Consider the following 15,482-nt stretch of genomic DNA (forward strand, 5'->3'; position numbering starts at 1 on the left):
AGTTCATCAACGATTTCGTTGTTTTCATGATCGGGACTGTCTACAGTAAGCAAAGCTTCATGCTTGAATGGGTCGAACTTTTCTCCCACTGCAGGAATCTCTTCTACACCTTCCTTTTCTAAAGTATTTTTCATTTTAGAATAAATTAATTCCAAACCTTCTCTAAGTTCCTCTTCATTGTTTGAGTTTTCAAGAGCTCTTTCCATATCCTCATAGATATCCAAGAATTTTACAATAAGACCTTCATTTGCATATCTTATTAGGTCTTGCTTTTGTTTTTCCCCTTGTTTTCTAAAGTTATCAAAGTCTGCTTGAAGTCTTTGAATATGGGATTTAAGCTCTATGATTTCTTCATCTTTCCTCTCAAGGTCTTTGGTTAATTTATCTAATTCGCTGTCTTCACCTTCATCCTCTTGTGAAGACTCTTCTTTAGATTCAGAAGGGCTTTCTTCTTTTTCCTGAAGTTTGGATTGATCTTCCTCATCAATTTCTTCTTCAGATTTAGTTTTATTTTTCTTAGCCATTTATTCACCTTTAATGAATTTATCATAAAGTATTATAATAAGAGAAAGAGAGCGATAAGCTCCTTTAATATTTTGACTTTAATCAAAGAATTTAGATTTGTTTTTCTATCATATGGGTTAATAGAAAAGTGTTTTATGATTTTTAGATTTAGGGTGTGGACTTAAATCTAATTAAATCTTTGTTTATAGTGTGATTTTTTTAAGAGGATTTTGAAATGTTCTTTGATTTGTGTTTATCCAGTTTGTTATTATTTATTAGAATTTTATAGGTTTCTTATAATAACTTTTTGAGTTTAAGCTATTTATCAAGTGAACTTTGATTTTTTGATTTGTTTAAGCTCTATTTTTAATAAATAACCATTGGATTTAGATTTTATTTTGTCAATTTATATTAAAGTAACAAAATGTTATCTTTCTCTATACTTATTATAGTAACAAAATGTTATATAAAGATTTCGGTTTTTAGTAACAAAAAGTTAATATAATACTTATGCCCATATTTTAGTATAGAGAGATTAATATGAAAATATTAATCTGAATCTGTATAGAAATATCAATAAATATAATATTATATTACTTTTTTAAAATGATGGAGGTCAAAATATGGAATATAACCAAAATCAGCATGACGATGTTGATATGGAAGCGATTCTTGATGTTATGGGATGTAAGACTAGACGTGATATCATGGATCTCTTAAGGGAAGAGCCAAGATTTGTTAGTGAAATATCTCAAGAGCTCCAAATAGGTCAGAAAGCTATCATTGAGCATTTAAGGGCTATGGAAGATGTCGGTATTTTAACATCTTCAACAAAAAAAGTGGTTAGAGGTCGTCCTCGTAAGTATTATGATATGCCAAATGATGTGAATGTGCATATTACAATTACTAAAAACTCATTCAATGTATCTTTTTCTGAAGATTTATTAAATCCTCATAATGATATCAAACAATTGCCTTCTGGTGATGAATGGTCTAAGTTATTGGATATTGAAAAGAGAATAGATCAAGGTCATACAGAAGCTATTGAGGAATTGAAAGCCCAAATACGTTTATATGACAACTTAAAGGAAAGAGCAGAATACATTTTAGAAAGAACTTATAATAGATATTAGATTATTTTAAAAATATTGATAAAAAATAAGTATTATAATATCATATTATAATAATTTTTATAAAGATATTTTAATAATATAATGTTTATTATATTTTTATTGTCTTTCTCATTTCACTCTTTTTTACTCTTTTTATAAAAAAGAATAAATAGTAAAAAATAGAATTATAAATAAAATATTAGTTTATATTTTATTTTATCTTATTTTCAATCAGCTTATTTTCAAAGATTCTTTAAATTTACTCCAGCAACTATTGCTTGTCCTAAGGATACTGATCCGTCTCCAGGACATGAGTTGATGTGTTGGATAAATTCAAATCCTTCTTTTTCTATTGCATCCTTGATATGTGATGTGATTGCCTCGTTATAGAACACTCCACCAGTTGCACCAATTGTTTTGATTCCTTTTTCTCTAGCAGATTCTATAGCAAGCTTTGCAAGTCCAATGCTTACTGCCTTTTGCCCTGCGACAGCTATCTTATTAAGGTTTTCTCCCTCTTCAATCTTGTCTACAACATATCTCATTATTGCTGTAGTGTCAAGAATCATTCTTTTCCCGTTTTCATCTTCGTATTCCTTGATGATAATTGGGAAATCCTCGAGAGTGTCATCTTCCTTGTAATTGTATGCATAAGATTCCAATTTCATGGAAGCTTCTCCTTCGTAGCTGCGTTTGTCACATATGTGAAGTGCAGTTGAAACGGAGTCAAGAACTCTTCCAGTACTTGTATTAATTCCAACATTGAGATTGGTTTCCAATTGCCTGAACAGGCTTTTTATTTCAATTGCCCCATGCTGGAATGAGTCTATGTAGTTATTGTTCAATAGTTCCTTTACATAGTCTTCAGTGTACTTTTCACTTTCGTAGTCACTGTTAGGATTAGACAATATGGCGGCCATCATTCTCACAGGATATTTGGTACATAAGTCTCCGCCAGGCATCTTCTGAGGCATTAGGGAAGCTGTTCTTTCATATTCTCTAATGTTTGTGTATAGTATTTCTCCTCCCCAAGAGTTGCCGTCTCCACCATATCCTACTCCATCAGCAGCTATTATGATCATTTCATCATTTGTGCAGTCTTTATTATGATGGTCATTCAATAGTGATATTCCATGAGCATGATGATGCTGTACTGGAATAAGTGGGCAATCGTATTTTTCAGCGTATTCCTTTGCAAGTCTTGTAGTGAAGAATTGTGGATGCAAATCGCAAGCTATTGCATCAAAACTGTCTGTTTTTGTAATCCTCATCATATGCTTGATTGCTTCTTGCAGGAATTCATAGGTTCTGTACTTGTTTGTATTTCCAATATGCTGTGATACATATGCCTTTGAATTCTTAAGGATTGTAAATGTAACATCAAGTTCAGGGCCAAGTGCAAGAATATTGAGATTATCAAAATCAGGATTAAGATTTGTGTATTTTCCCTTCAAGTCGTAAGGTTCCGGTGTGTATCCTCTTGAACGTCTGATGAATGCAAGCTCATTGTTTCTGAATCTTGCTACAGAATCATCACATCTATTCAATATTCTTCTGTTGTGAATAAGGTAATAATCAGCTATTGTATCGAGGTTTTCGAGTATTTCCTCATTTGTAATCATCATTGGCTCTCCAGGAACGTTAGCTGAAGTCATGATGTAAGCTGGAGTTTCAGTATGATTGAATAAAAGATGATGTAATGGAGCATATGGCAACATCACTCCAATGTTATGCAATCCAGGTGAAACTGACTGTGCAAAATCATAGCTTTCACTCTTCTTAAGGATTACAATAGGTCTTTCTTTTGACAATAATGTTTCCTCTTCAGCATCTGATACAATTGCATATCCTTTAACTGTTTCAATGTCTGGGCTCATCACTGCAAATGCCTGATTTTCTCTCCCTAACCTTTCCCTTAAAAGGCTTACAGTATCCTCAAGCATTACATTTGCCACTAAATGTGTTCCTCCAATTCCCTTGATTGCAAATATCTTTCCTTCATCGAGTAGTTTTGCGGTTTCTTCCAATGGGTCTTCACAATCAACCTTAACTGGAGTTTGATTGTCATTCTTATACAATTCCAAAGATGGTCCACAGACTTCACAACAGCTTGCTTCTGCATGATAACGTCTGTCCAATGGGTTTTTATATTCCACTTCACATTCATCGCATAATGGGAAATCGTCCATTGTGGTTTTGTCCCTATCATAAGGAACGTTTTCAATAACTGTAAAACGAGGGCCGCAATCTGTACATGCATTGAATGGGTAATTGTATCTTCTGTTGCTTGGATCGTTTATCTCTTCCAAACACTTATCGCAGATTGCCAAATCAGGTGGAATGACAGATGTTCCTGAGAAACTGTCTGAACTTTCCTTGATTGTAAAATCAGCATATTTTTCATCATCTGCAAGCTCTTCAGTTTCCAAATTGTTTATTTTAGCTATTGGAGGAAGTTCATTTTGGAGTTTGAATATGAAATCAGCTATTTTGTCCTCTGAACCTTGGATAATAATCTCTACTACATTCCCCAAGTTTCTGACATAACCTGAGAGTTCCAATTCAGTAGCTATCCTATATACGAAGGGTCTGAATCCTACTCCTTGCACAATCCCTTCTACCAATACCTTTTCTGTTTTCATGGTCACCCTCTAAAATAAAATCATAAAAAAATAAATAATCCTAATCAAATAAAATATAATTTATAATCAATATATTAATTATATATTATAGTAATTATAAATCTTTTTAATATAATATTTTCTATTAGGATTAAGATTTAATAAAATTTAAAAAATTTATTTCAATAAATTTTATAATGTTTGTGATAAAATGAAAGAAATTCTTAAAAGTCTTGCTGAAGGTAAAATTTCAATTGAAGAATGTGAGACTCTTTTAAAGGCTGAAAGCATTCGCCAATTAGATGATGTGGCTCAAATTGACACTTCCCGTAAGGATAGAACCGGATTTCCAGAAGCTATTTTAGCAGATAGCAAGGATTATGATGATCTCTTGACTATTATCAAAAGATTTTTTGAAAAGCAGGAATCTGGCAATGATTCATTTGATTTTAAAAACAATATTATCATTACAAGATTATCTAAGGAAAGATATGAATCATTGGAAAAGGATTTGGATTATCTTTTTGAAAAGGGAATTAAGTTTGATTACAATAAGAGAGCTAAAATTCTAATTATCTATAAGGATTCTTTAGTAGACTTCAATCCGGAATATGGCAAGGTAGGGCTTTTGACTGCAGGAACCTCTGACATTCCAATTGCTGAGGAAGCGAAAGTCATCGTCGAACAGGGAGGATGTGAAGTCATCAGTTCCTATGATATCGGTGTTGCAGGAATCCATAGGCTGTTTCCACAGATTGCACATATGGTTGAAGAGGATGTCTGTGCATTCATTGTATGTGCAGGAATGGAGGGAGCATTGCCTTCAGTAGTTGCAGGATTGGTGGATGTTCCAGTCATTGCGGTTCCAACATCTGTAGGTTATGGAATTGGTGCAGATGGAAAGGCAGCATTGTATTCAATGTTGCAGTCCTGTGCTCCAGGATTATCTGTTGTCAATATAGACAATGGATTTGGTGCAGGAGTTTGCGCTTTGACCATTGCTAAAAATATTGCTAAGAAGGTAAGAATGTCTAAGGAATAGACATTTTTTATTTTATATTTTTTTAAATTATTTTTTATTATCAATTTTGATTATTCAAGTGATTATTTTAATATTTTAATTATATTAATTTTGTATATTGGTGTTTGTATTGATTTTTAGAGACTTCGATCCGGAAATTCATGATGTTTATAAAGTGGCTGAACTGATTTATGATGTTGATTATAGAACATTCAAGCATGTTTTCAAATCAAAGGAAGAAGGTGTGGAAGCCATTAAAAACAGATTGCTTTTGATTGATTTTGCAAAAGATGCTGAAGCGGATGAAAATGATTTGTTCTATGTCTTCTTTGATGATGAAGACACAGAGGAAAAGGAAATTATTGGAATGTTCAATGGTGGAAAAGGAGTGCAGCATTCTCTTTTTGGAGATATAAAAAATCAATTCAAAACTCTTAAGTTTTCTGAAGCATTAGGTCTTTCCAAAGTATCTTTCATGGACAATTTCGTTTTGGTTGATGTTGAGGATGATGACTTTTACATTTGTGAATTGGCCATTTGCTCTAATCAAAGGGGAAAAGGCTATGGAACTGAAGCTTTAGACCAATTGATTCAACTTGCAAGGGATTTGGATTGCAAAAGAGTTGTTTTGGATGCTGACTTTAGGAATGATGGTGCATTCAGGTTATACAGTTCTAAAGGATTCAAGATCTTCAACAGAAAATCATTTGGCGTTCCTGGTAAAAAAAGAGGGATGCGGAATATGGAATTGGTTTTAAAGTAATTATTATCCTTTTTTTAACTATTTTTTATTTTTTTTATTTTCATTTGCTCTTTAATAGATTTTATATAGTTTTAAATCTAAAATAAATATAGGACTATTTTTATAAAATTTTAAATTTAGGTGGATCATGTATACAGATATAGAGTTATTCGCAGGGGCTGGAGGTTTAGCTTTAGGGTTAGAAAAAGCTGGTTTTCAGCATAAATTGCTTGTTGAAATTGATAAAGATTGTGTTTCAACTTTAAATAGGAATAGGCCTAATTGGAAAGTTATACATGATGATATCAGTACTGTAGATTTTAAGAATATTAAAGCGGATGTTGTAAGTGGGGGTTTTCCATGTCAAGCATTCAGTTATGCGGGTAAAAAATTAGGATTTAATGATACTCGTGGAACATTATTTTTCGAGTTTGCTCGTTGTGTAAAAGAAGTACAACCAAAAATATGTGTTGCAGAAAATGTTCAAGGATTAGTACACCACGATAAAGGCAGAACACTTAAAACTATGATTTCCGTTTTAGAAGATTTAGGATATAATATCCAATATAAAGTGTTAAATGCTACTAATTATGGAGTGGCTCAAAAAAGAAAAAGAATGTTTTTAATTGGCACTCAAGATGGATATTATTTTGAATATCCCAAACCACAAAAACAAATTCCTACATTAAGAGATGCTCTTAAAGACGTTCCTAAATCTGAAGGTTCAAGTTATCCTGATCATAAGAAAAAAGTTTTAGATTTAGTTCCACCAGGTGGTTGTTGGATAGATTTGCCTGAGGATGTTGCTAAAGATTATATGGGTAAAAGTTATTATTCTGGTGGGGGTAGAAGAGGTATGGCTAGAAGAATCTCATGGGATGAGCCATGTTTAACATTGACCACTTCCCCTGCTCAAAAACAGACTGAAAGATGTCATCCTGATGAAACAAGACCTTTTACAGTAAGAGAGTATGCAAGAATTCAATCTTTTCCTGATGAATGGGAATTTGTTGGAAGTGTTTCATCCCAATATAAACAAATTGGAAATGCAGTTCCAGTAAAATTAGCAGAAGCCGTCGGAAAACAGATTATAAAAGCATTAAATGGTGAAACCTCTAAAAAAGAGGTTCAATCCAAATTATTTTAATCTTTTTTAAAAATAAAATCTCTAAAACGATTTAATAAATCTTCATCTTCAGAGGATAATTGTAATTTTTCTTCATCATAGCCATAATATTTAACTAATATATCTTTAATAGCTATAGGTAAAGCTTTATGAGTTTTTTCAAGAGATTCTGGGTCACCTGTAACTAGTTCATAAACTTTTTTTCCACCTATTCTCCTAATCCTTTCATCGGTATTTTCATGATATTGCCATAATCTATCTTCATTTTTATAATTTTTACTGACAATATATCCCCAGTAAGCTACTGCATTTGGATTCTCTTCAATAACTTTTTTTAATTTATTAAAAACAGTTTTTCCAGAACCACTATTTGTAGTATTTACCTTATTTTTAATTTCTATGAAAATTGTTCCTTCTTCATTCATCAAGTCTAATCCTGTTTTATGCCCTTGTTGTAAATCGATCCAACCATCAACATGCCCTAATATGTGTTGATGGAATTCGCCAATTGCCATTTCGGACTTTTTTCCTCTTTGTCTTATGATTTCAGCTTCTTTCCATTCACTTAAATTTAAATTGTTAATATAAACATCATATAGTAATTTGAATTCATCAGTTGTATTTTCAGAATGTTTTAATATCTCTTCATTACTTTCGTATTCTGGAACAAGCATATATTTTTCTATAACAATTTTCACTTCTTTTAAAAAATCTTCATCGGATATAAAATCTACATATTTATTTGCCATATTAACCCTCTAATAAATATTTAATATTTTTATTTTATTTATACATATTATTTTCATTTTCTATTTCAAATAATCTGTTTTTCAACTTTTTCAATTTTTTATCAAATTAAATTTATTCGTAATTAATCAAACTAGTTATTCTTTCATAAAAAAAAGAAGATGATTATTGAAAGAATTATTTTCTTCTTCTTTCAAACTCTTCTAGAATTTCATCAAATTCCACTCCTTTGTATGCTAAAAGGAGCAATGTATGAAATATCAAGTCAACAGATTCATAAACCAAATTCTCATCATTTTTAGAAGCGATGAGAGTTTCTCCACATTCTTCAGCTATTTTTTCAAGGATCTTGTCCTCTGCCTTCTTATCGCTGTCTTTCATAATGTTTGAAGTGTAAGAGTCTATTGGTGAATCTCTGCGACTTTCCAATACTTCGTAAACATCTCTTAAAATCTTGTCATTTGCCATCAATTCACTTCCTAAGTTATACTTAGTGCTTTTGTTGGGAATTTTTAATAGTTTCAGTTATTGCAATCAATGGATGTTGGTCATCATCAATGATTGTTATGTCATTAAATGAATCCAATCCTTGTTTTTCAGCGGTTTTTTCCATACCCAATTTAATGTCCTTATGGAAATCCACAACATAGGAATCGATTTTGTCCAATCCTAATTTTACAGAAGCCACTGCTCTATGGTGTCCATCCACTAAAATGTATCTGTCCCCAGTTTTAACTACAATTGTTGGTTCTGCCAATCCTTTTTCAAGTTCATAGGTTCTTCCTTGCAATTCATCTGCATAAACCCTATCCTGTGTAGGTCTTATTTTCTCTACAGGAACTTGCTCTCTTGTTAAAGTGGTTTTAATGTCATAGAGCTTTTCCATGGTTTCCTTAAATGCATTGACTTTAGTTGGAGTTGATCTTTCAATATGTGACCTTACAATATCTGTGTTGGTCATGATTCCTTTTACATGTCTTTCCTTATCAACAACTGGAAGTCTTGAAATACCATGTCTGAACATAACTCTTGATGCATCGTTGATATGCATATCCTCTCTTGCAACGATTACATCTGTGGACATTATTCCACTGACTTGATCAGTTACCCAATCCTTTAGCAACAAGTCGTATGCAGTGATAATTCCAACGATTTGTCCGCTTTCATCAACAACAGGATAACCGTCGTGCTTTGTTTGTTTCATTAATTTAATAACATCATTATTGAGAGTATCATATTTTACTGTAAATACGTCTTTTGTCATATAGTCTCTTACTGTTGCCTTTTCTGTATCCATATTCACCCTCCTATATTGTAATTAAATTTTGATAATATAAAGAAAAAATTGAAGAATATTTATTCTTCAAGCAATTCTTTTAAGATGTTTACAGTTTCTCTTGGGTCAGCTTTTCCTTTGGTTAATCTCATTACTTGACCCATCAAGAAGTTCAATGCACCTTTTTCACCATTGTGGTAATCATCTACAGCTTTAGGGTTTTCTTCAACCGCTTGTTTAGCTGCAGCTTGAACTTCATCATCTTTAACTACACCAATCAATCCTAACTCTTCAGCTATTTGTTTTGGAGTTTGCTTGTTGTTTGGCATTTGTTCAATGATTCTTTGACCTGCTTTGGTGGTGATTTCTTTATTTAAGAGCATATTCAAGAATTCAATCAAGTCATCTGCCAAGATTCCACTTTCTGCAAAGTCAAGTTTATTGTAAGTCAATACCCTTTTAAGTTCGTCTCTCATCCATTTAGCTGCGAATTTAGGGTCAACTTCTTTAGCCACTTCTTCGTAGCATTGAGCCAAATCAAGTTCTGAGGTAAGCACTTTTGCAGATTCCTCATCGATTCCATATTCACTAACGAATCTTTTCACTTTGTTGTGTGGTGCTTCAGGCATCACATCAAGAACCTTGTTGATTTGGTCGTCACTGATTTTCATTGGTGGCAAATCAGGATCTGGGATGAATCTGTAGTCATCTGCATTTTCCTTATCTCTCATTGAAACGGTAATCATTTGTGATTCTAAGAAAGCTCTGGTTTCCTGTTTGACTTCACGACCTCTTTTTAAGAGGTTTTTCTGTCTGATCACTTCAAAGTTCAAAGCTTTGTATGCACCTTTAATGGAGTTGATGTTTTTCATTTCCACTCTGTTTCCACCATTTATGGAAACGTTTACATCTGCTCTCATGGTACCTTCTCCACGAGCCCCTCCACTGTATTCCAATACTCTGATAAGTTCTTTTAAGAAGTTACGAGCTTCTTCTGGAGAGTGCATATCAGGTTCAGTTACGATCTCGATAAGTGGAATTCCAGAACGGTTGAAGTCTACAATACCTCTATCCGGTTTGTATTGTCCAGGGTCCTCTTCCATGTGAATTTCTCTGATTCTTACACCATTCAATTCCCCTTCGTAACCTATTGGAACGGAAGTTTTCTGATATCCGCAAGGCAAATCAGGGTAGTCATAGTGTTTTCTCATGAAATAAGTAAAGTTTTTATCAATTTTACAGTTAAGCATCAATGAAATCATTAAAGCGTTTTCAATAGCTTTTTCATTGGTTGGAAATGGTTTAGCACCTGGTTGGTTTAAACATACTGGGCAAACGTTTGTGTTTGCTGGTGCTTCTTGATAGTTTGTTGGACAGTTACAGAATAACTTTGAATCAGTTTCAAGTTGTACGTGAATCTCAAGTCCACACATCATATTTACGTCTATATTAATCCCTCCAAGGATTTTTAAATATTATGTTAATTGTTTTTTTAATTAAATAAGAATAAGTAGTTAATAGAAATAAGCAGTTAACTTAATAAAAGTTATTTAAAAGTTATGTTAATTAACTATAAATTCATATTATGTTAATTTATGTACTATTATATTTATAAAGATTTTCTTTATATAAAATATTATAATAAAAATTAGATTTTAAAAGTATTAAAAATAAGAATTATATAATTTGTTTATTATTTAAATTTATTTTTCAAGGAATCCTTAATGTATCTTTTTATGTATTGATCCAATTCTGGGTTGATTTCACTTTTTTCAGGACCTAATTTGCTTTTATCTGTAAATGTTCCCTTGAGAGTTCTTCCAGTCCATTTAACTTCTTCTTCAACTCTTTTACCATATTTGGTTCCAAACATTTTAAAGAGTGGGAACTTAGTGATTCCATTAGCTCCACTTAAGATAAGGATTCCTATATTCGCTAAGTTGTCAGTCCATGTTCCACAGATGATTTCCAAATCCGGAAATTCAAGTCTTATTGTAGAGACTACTTTAGCGTAGTATAATGATGCCGGTTGGGAACTGTTTACATACTCAGTTTCTGGATGAGGATTTAAGGAATAAAAGATCACTCTATCTATTTTATGTTCTCTGATGTAGTCCTTAAGGTATTCTATATCTTCAAAGCTTTCTCCAAGGCCTAAAATTATTGTAATTGCTTTTTTGAATCCTAAATCGCCTGCCTTATCCAACATATCACTGATTTGATCCAATGGCTTGCTTGGGCAGACAGTCTTCTGAAACTCTGGATTTGCAGCTTCAACAGCCCCTGTGATTCCTTTTATCTCAGATCCATATTCCTCCAATTCAGAGGTGATTCCGGTGTTTAACCAAACTCCGTCGCCAGTTATTGAATGTATGTTTTCAGCTATTGACTTGATTTCTGAGGTAGTGAATGATTTATATCCTCCAGATAGGAATTCTATATTCCAACCAAGTCTGCTGCACATTTCCGCTTCTGCCAATATATTGTTCACTCTGCGTTTTGCTTTAGTCGGATCCTTGATTTTGTTTTTTTGAGTGCTCATATAACAGAATTTGCAGTCTCCCTTATCACACCACCATGATAAAAAAACAGCTCTTTCTAAGCTTATCTCATCATATCCCTTTTTTAAGCTAAGATTGTTTGCTTTGGTGATCAATTCAAGTGTTTCAATGCTGTTTATATCATTCATGGTTTCGCCTTTTCTTTTTTGCTTTTGTATTTCTTGTTTGTCCTTCTTGTCTTTAATATTTATATTTATTCTTATATATTAAATTTATATATTAAAATTTGTAAATAATGAATATGGTAGGGAATATAATATTTTTCTAGATTATTTTTATAGAAACATTTATATACTATGTTAATCAACATAATATTACTGTATTATTCAGTATGTATTTTTAAAACTATGATTTGCAAGCATGGGTTGTTTTGCCGTCGTAGCTCAGTAGGTAGAGCGTTCGGCTGTTAACCGATTGGTCACAGGTTCGAGCCCTGTCGACGGCGCTTATGGGCCCATAGCTTAGCCAGGTAGAGCGCTCGGCTCATAACCGGGATGTCATGGGTTCGAATCCCATTGGGCCCATTGTATAATCTAGTTTTATTGCATTCGTATTTTTTGCTCCGATGGTGTAGTCCGGCCAATCATTTCGGCCTTTCGAGCCGAAGACTCGGGTTCGAATCCCGGTCGGAGCATTTTTTATATTTGAAAGATATTTGGGAATCTCCTTCCCTCTCTTTGTAGCGGGGGTGTCCGAGCGGCCAAAGGAGACAGGCTTAGGACCTGTTGACGCAGGTCTACCAGGGTTCGAATCCCTGCTCCCGCATATTCTTTAATTTTTTTAGTTTTTATTCCTATTATGGTATTCGTTTGCCGGGGTAGGGTAGGCGGTCATCCTACGGGACTGTGGATCCTGTGACTCGGGTTCAAATCTCGGCCCCGGCCCCATTTTTAAACTTTTTTATTATTTTAACTCTTTTTAAACTACTTTTTCATTGATTATTTTACTTGTTAAAAAGTTTATTTGTTCCAATTTATTTCGTATATTACTTTTCAAATGCTCTAACTGCTTTTATTTATATCTAAAGAAATAAACTAAATATAATTAGGTTACATTTTAATTAGATTTCATTTTAATTAGATAATATTTTAATTAGATTAGATCTTAATTAGATTACATTTTAATTAGATTATAATTAATTTAGGTTACATTTTTAAGTGGGTTTTAATATGGCTAAAAAAGGTTCAGCTGAGGAAAGAGATTTAGTTCATAAATTATGGGATAGGGATTTTGCAGCTATGAGAGCTCCAGCATCTGGTGGTGCTACTAAAAAGCCATTGCCTGATGTTATAGCAGGAAATGGTAAAATTTACTTAGCTATTGAAGTGAAGACAACTACTAAAGATAAGATATATGTTGATCATCCTCAAATTGATGCTTTAATTGAGTTTTCAGAGACTTTTGGTGCAGATCCATACCTTGGTGTTAAATTTAAATATACAAAATGGTTTTTCTTATCTCCTGATTTAATTGAGAAAACTAGAAATGGTAATTATAAGGTAGAAAAGAACTACTGTTTGGAAAAGGCATATGAGATTGATGAAATCTGTGGCTTTGACAAGCAAGTCAAATTTTAATATTCATTAAACATTCTATTCTCATTTTTCTCTTTTTCATTTTTCTATTTTCATTATTTCAAAAATTCTTATTTTATTTTTTTATTTCATCAATAAGTTTATATATTATTAAAACATACTTTATAATACTGTATTATTATTTATGCCAAGATAGCTTAGAGGCGAAGCGGTTGGCTGCAGACCAATTACACGGGAGTTCAAATCTCTCTCTTGGCTTTAGGTTAACATATTGCATATGTTAATCTATTAAGTATGGGGTTATGGTGTAACCTGGCATCATCTGGGACTCCAGTTGTCTTTGAAGAAATACGCGTAGTCTGATGATCAGTATACATTGGTTATGTGATGACCAATTGGAGTACTGAGGCAAGAGAAATCCTAGGATCGGGGTTCAAATCCCTGTGACCCCATTTTTACTTAATTTTACTATTTTTATAAACTATTTTTACTTAATTTTTTACTATTTTTAATAAACTATTTTTATAAACTATTTTTACTTAGATTTTTTCAGTTTTAAGATATTTTATAGTCTATTTTAGGTAATTTTTTCATTATTTTTTATTCTTTTTCTTATTTTTCAGTGTATTTTAGGTAAGTTTATTTACTATTTCTTAAAGAATATTTAATAGATTTTAAATTAATTTTTTAAGTGATATTATGGAAAAAATCAATAATGTTTATTGTATTGAAGGAGTAATGGCTGATTCCAATTCATATTTGATAGATAACACTGATTCAGATTCTGAATATAATTACATTTTAGTGGATGCTGGAACTGGACAGAGCAATTCAAACTTATTTTCAAAAATCAAAGAGATAGGCATTGAACCTGATGATATAGACTTGATTGTAAACACTCATTGCCACTATGATCATGTTGGTGGAAATGACTTCTTCCCAAATGCTAAAATAGCTATTCATAAGATTGATGCCATTGCACTCAGAGATCCTGAAAGTGAATTGACCGTTTCCTCATTATTCGGTTCAATTGTCAGAAGGCATGATGTGGATATTGAACTTGAAGAAGGAGATAAAATAGCTAATTTTGAAGTTATAAACACTCCTGGGCATACCAAAGGTGGAATATCATTATATGATGGTGAGATTCTTATTAGTGGAGATACCATTTTTTCAAATGGTGGAGTAGGTCGTATGGATATTGGTGGAGACCCTAATGACATGAGGGAGTCATTAATGCGTTTAAAGGAGTTGGATGTTGAATATTTGCTTCCAGGTCATGGCCCTTGGGTAAAAAACGGCAATCAGCATATCGAAATGTCTTGTATGATGATGGGAATAAGATAATAATTATTTTATTCCTTTTTTTATTGAAAAAATAATTAGTTTTAATATTTACGAATGAATACTTCATTCATAAAAAAATAGTGGGATTGGGGATTTAAAATCCGAATAATCCTCCAGCGCCCATAAATTTCTTTTCAGCTTTTTCAAAGGCATTCCTTTTTACAAGAATTGAAATCTTATCTCCGTTGCTTAATATGTCATCCGGTTGAGGAATTTCCAATTCGTGATTGTCATTATTCTTAGAAATGATAATGTAATCCTTGGTAGGAGAGAATTCAGAAACTTTCTTTCCAAATACCTTTGGATTTTTAATTGTCATATCTAAAATCTCTGCATTACCTGCACCAAATGCCATTAAGTCAGCTACATTTGGTCTAGTAATAACTTTCTCGAGGAATCCTGCTGCAGTTCTTTCAGGACTGATTACCTTATCAATTCCAACTTTCTTAAATGCCTCTTCGTGGTCAGGGTTACTTACTCTTGCAATGATTTTTCCATCAGTGTATTCCTTGACAAGAATACAGGATAATAAGTTTGATTCATCATTACCGGTAGTTGCTACAAAAACATCTGCCTCTTCAATATTCGCTTCTTCCAATGTTTTTGTATCGGTTCCATTACCACAAATGACCATTGCATCCAATTCCTCTGAAGCATGATCACATAAGTCATCATTGCTTTCAATAATTGTTACATCATAACCATGAATGATTAAACGGTCTGCAAGGGAAAGCCCTACACGACCTCCGCCCATAATCACAATATACATAACAAACACCTAAAAACTTTTTTCAATGAATAAAAATTACTATAATTTTTTTAAAAATCACTAATATTTATAATCATTAATTATGTTGTAATTTTCAATATTTTTTATGAAAATTAACATA

14 protein-coding genes and 7 tRNA genes are annotated in these 15,482 nt (G+C 32.4%); 13 read left to right on the plus strand and 8 right to left on the minus strand.

The genetic code is table 11. The annotated features are described in order from the left end of the window. Positions 1–524 (minus strand): nucleotide exchange factor GrpE (locus tag ACJMLB_RS02435; protein ID WP_405323358.1); only part of this gene is annotated, 524 nt, incomplete at its 3' end. 603 nt (positions 525–1,127) lie between these two features. Here ACJMLB_RS02435 and ACJMLB_RS02440 point away from each other — a divergent pair. Further along, positions 1,128–1,637, plus strand: a complete 510-nt coding sequence (locus tag ACJMLB_RS02440; RefSeq protein WP_405323360.1) for an ArsR/SmtB family transcription factor — start codon at positions 1,128–1,130, stop codon at positions 1,635–1,637. A 221-nt stretch (positions 1,638–1,858) separates the two neighbouring features. Here ACJMLB_RS02440 and hypF read toward each other — a convergent pair whose 3' ends face one another. Beyond that, entirely contained in the window at positions 1,859–4,258 is a 2,400-nt protein-coding gene (gene hypF, locus ACJMLB_RS02445; protein WP_405323363.1) for a carbamoyltransferase HypF, read from the minus strand. Between the two features lie 190 nt (positions 4,259–4,448). Here hypF and larB point away from each other — a divergent pair, with 190 nt between their 5' ends. The 3 genes from larB (at position 4,449) to ACJMLB_RS02460 (ending at position 7,147) form a co-directional block, all read left to right on the plus strand. Continuing rightward, a complete protein-coding gene (gene larB, locus ACJMLB_RS02450; protein ID WP_405323365.1) occupies positions 4,449–5,279 on the plus strand; it encodes a nickel pincer cofactor biosynthesis protein LarB in 831 nt (276 codons plus the stop codon). 109 nt (positions 5,280–5,388) lie between these two features. Continuing rightward, positions 5,389–6,021 carry a GNAT family N-acetyltransferase gene (locus ACJMLB_RS02455; protein WP_405323367.1) on the plus strand — a complete coding sequence of 211 codons (633 nt, stop codon included), beginning with the start codon at positions 5,389–5,391 and terminating at the stop codon, positions 6,019–6,021. A gap of 127 nt (positions 6,022–6,148) precedes the next feature. Then, entirely contained in the window at positions 6,149–7,147 is a 999-nt protein-coding gene (locus tag ACJMLB_RS02460; RefSeq protein ID WP_405323369.1) for a DNA cytosine methyltransferase, read from the plus strand. On the opposite strand, the gene ACJMLB_RS02465 is transcribed toward ACJMLB_RS02460, so the two are convergent. The 5 genes from ACJMLB_RS02465 to ACJMLB_RS02485 form a co-directional block, all read right to left on the minus strand. Further along, positions 7,144–7,875, minus strand: coding sequence for an Eco47II family restriction endonuclease (locus ACJMLB_RS02465; protein ID WP_405323371.1), 732 nt, complete (start codon positions 7,873–7,875; stop codon positions 7,144–7,146). The genes ACJMLB_RS02460 and ACJMLB_RS02465 overlap by 4 nt on opposite strands. Positions 7,876–8,050: 175 nt before the next feature. Further along, positions 8,051–8,341 (minus strand): phosphoribosyl-ATP diphosphatase, encoded by a 291-nt coding sequence (gene hisE, locus ACJMLB_RS02470; RefSeq protein WP_405323373.1) that lies wholly within the window; start codon positions 8,339–8,341, stop codon positions 8,051–8,053. Positions 8,342–8,363: 22 nt separating this feature from the next. Further along, entirely contained in the window at positions 8,364–9,170 is an 807-nt protein-coding gene (locus tag ACJMLB_RS02475; protein WP_405323375.1) for a CBS domain-containing ParB/RepB/Spo0J family partition protein, read from the minus strand. Between the two features lie 59 nt (positions 9,171–9,229). Further along, entirely contained in the window at positions 9,230–10,585 is a 1,356-nt protein-coding gene (gatB, locus tag ACJMLB_RS02480) for an Asp-tRNA(Asn)/Glu-tRNA(Gln) amidotransferase subunit GatB (RefSeq protein WP_296855652.1), read from the minus strand. Positions 10,586–10,842: 257 nt separating this feature from the next. Continuing rightward, positions 10,843–11,838 carry a radical SAM protein gene (locus tag ACJMLB_RS02485; RefSeq protein ID WP_405323378.1) on the minus strand — a complete coding sequence of 332 codons (996 nt, stop codon included), beginning with the start codon at positions 11,836–11,838 and terminating at the stop codon, positions 10,843–10,845. Positions 11,839–12,082: 244 nt separating this feature from the next. Here ACJMLB_RS02485 and ACJMLB_RS02490 point away from each other — a divergent pair. From ACJMLB_RS02490 to ACJMLB_RS02530, 9 genes are all read left to right on the plus strand, one after another. Then, positions 12,083–12,155, plus strand: a tRNA-Asn gene (locus ACJMLB_RS02490). A 5-nt stretch (positions 12,156–12,160) separates the two neighbouring features. Beyond that, a tRNA-Ile gene (locus ACJMLB_RS02495) sits at positions 12,161–12,234 on the plus strand. 35 nt (positions 12,235–12,269) lie between these two features. Beyond that, positions 12,270–12,344, plus strand: a tRNA-Glu gene (locus ACJMLB_RS02500). Between the two features lie 48 nt (positions 12,345–12,392). After that, positions 12,393–12,475, plus strand: a tRNA-Leu gene (locus ACJMLB_RS02505). A gap of 46 nt (positions 12,476–12,521) precedes the next feature. Continuing rightward, positions 12,522–12,597: transfer RNA gene (locus ACJMLB_RS02510), tRNA-His, on the plus strand. 282 nt (positions 12,598–12,879) lie between these two features. Next, positions 12,880–13,287, plus strand: coding sequence for a Holliday junction resolvase Hjc (gene hjc / locus ACJMLB_RS02515; protein WP_296869410.1), 408 nt, complete (start codon positions 12,880–12,882; stop codon positions 13,285–13,287). Positions 13,288–13,431: 144 nt separating this feature from the next. After that, a tRNA-Cys gene (locus ACJMLB_RS02520) sits at positions 13,432–13,503 on the plus strand. Positions 13,504–13,541: 38 nt separating this feature from the next. Then, positions 13,542–13,697 (plus strand) — tRNA-Trp (locus ACJMLB_RS02525). A gap of 247 nt (positions 13,698–13,944) precedes the next feature. After that, positions 13,945–14,592 carry an MBL fold metallo-hydrolase gene (locus tag ACJMLB_RS02530; protein WP_394349910.1) on the plus strand — a complete coding sequence of 216 codons (648 nt, stop codon included), beginning with the start codon at positions 13,945–13,947 and terminating at the stop codon, positions 14,590–14,592. A gap of 94 nt (positions 14,593–14,686) precedes the next feature. Here the strand turns inward: ACJMLB_RS02530 and ACJMLB_RS02535 are convergent, their stop codons facing one another. Beyond that, a complete protein-coding gene (locus tag ACJMLB_RS02535) occupies positions 14,687–15,361 on the minus strand; it encodes a TrkA family potassium uptake protein (RefSeq protein ID WP_296855656.1) in 675 nt (224 codons plus the stop codon). Positions 15,362–15,482: the final 121 nt, after the last annotated feature.

Source organism: Methanobrevibacter sp. (genome assembly GCF_045114555.1).
In the GTDB taxonomy this organism is placed as follows: Archaea; Methanobacteriota; Methanobacteria; order Methanobacteriales; family Methanobacteriaceae; genus Methanobrevibacter.

Bases quoted from the DNA above. Each gene is read 5' to 3' on its own strand.
- ACJMLB_RS02460 (WP_405323369.1), top strand. From the start codon at position 6,149: ATGTATACAGATATAGAGTTATTCGCAGGGGCTGGAGGTTTAGCTTTA.
- ACJMLB_RS02475 (WP_405323375.1), bottom strand. From the start codon at position 9,170: ATGGATACAGAAAAGGCAACAGTAAGAGACTATATGACAAAAGACGTA.
- hypF (WP_405323363.1), bottom strand. From the start codon at position 4,258: ATGAAAACAGAAAAGGTATTGGTAGAAGGGATTGTGCAAGGAGTAGGA.
- ACJMLB_RS02535 (WP_296855656.1), bottom strand. From the start codon at position 15,361: ATGTATATTGTGATTATGGGCGGAGGTCGTGTAGGGCTTTCCCTTGCA.
- larB (WP_405323365.1), top strand. From the start codon at position 4,449: ATGAAAGAAATTCTTAAAAGTCTTGCTGAAGGTAAAATTTCAATTGAA.
- hjc (WP_296869410.1), top strand. From the start codon at position 12,880: ATGGCTAAAAAAGGTTCAGCTGAGGAAAGAGATTTAGTTCATAAATTA.
- ACJMLB_RS02465 (WP_405323371.1), bottom strand. From the start codon at position 7,875: ATGGCAAATAAATATGTAGATTTTATATCCGATGAAGATTTTTTAAAA.
- gatB (WP_296855652.1), bottom strand. From the start codon at position 10,585: ATGATGTGTGGACTTGAGATTCACGTACAACTTGAAACTGATTCAAAG.
- ACJMLB_RS02530 (WP_394349910.1), top strand. From the start codon at position 13,945: ATGGAAAAAATCAATAATGTTTATTGTATTGAAGGAGTAATGGCTGAT.
- hisE (WP_405323373.1), bottom strand. From the start codon at position 8,341: ATGGCAAATGACAAGATTTTAAGAGATGTTTACGAAGTATTGGAAAGT.
- ACJMLB_RS02485 (WP_405323378.1), bottom strand. From the start codon at position 11,838: ATGAATGATATAAACAGCATTGAAACACTTGAATTGATCACCAAAGCA.
- ACJMLB_RS02440 (WP_405323360.1), top strand. From the start codon at position 1,128: ATGGAATATAACCAAAATCAGCATGACGATGTTGATATGGAAGCGATT.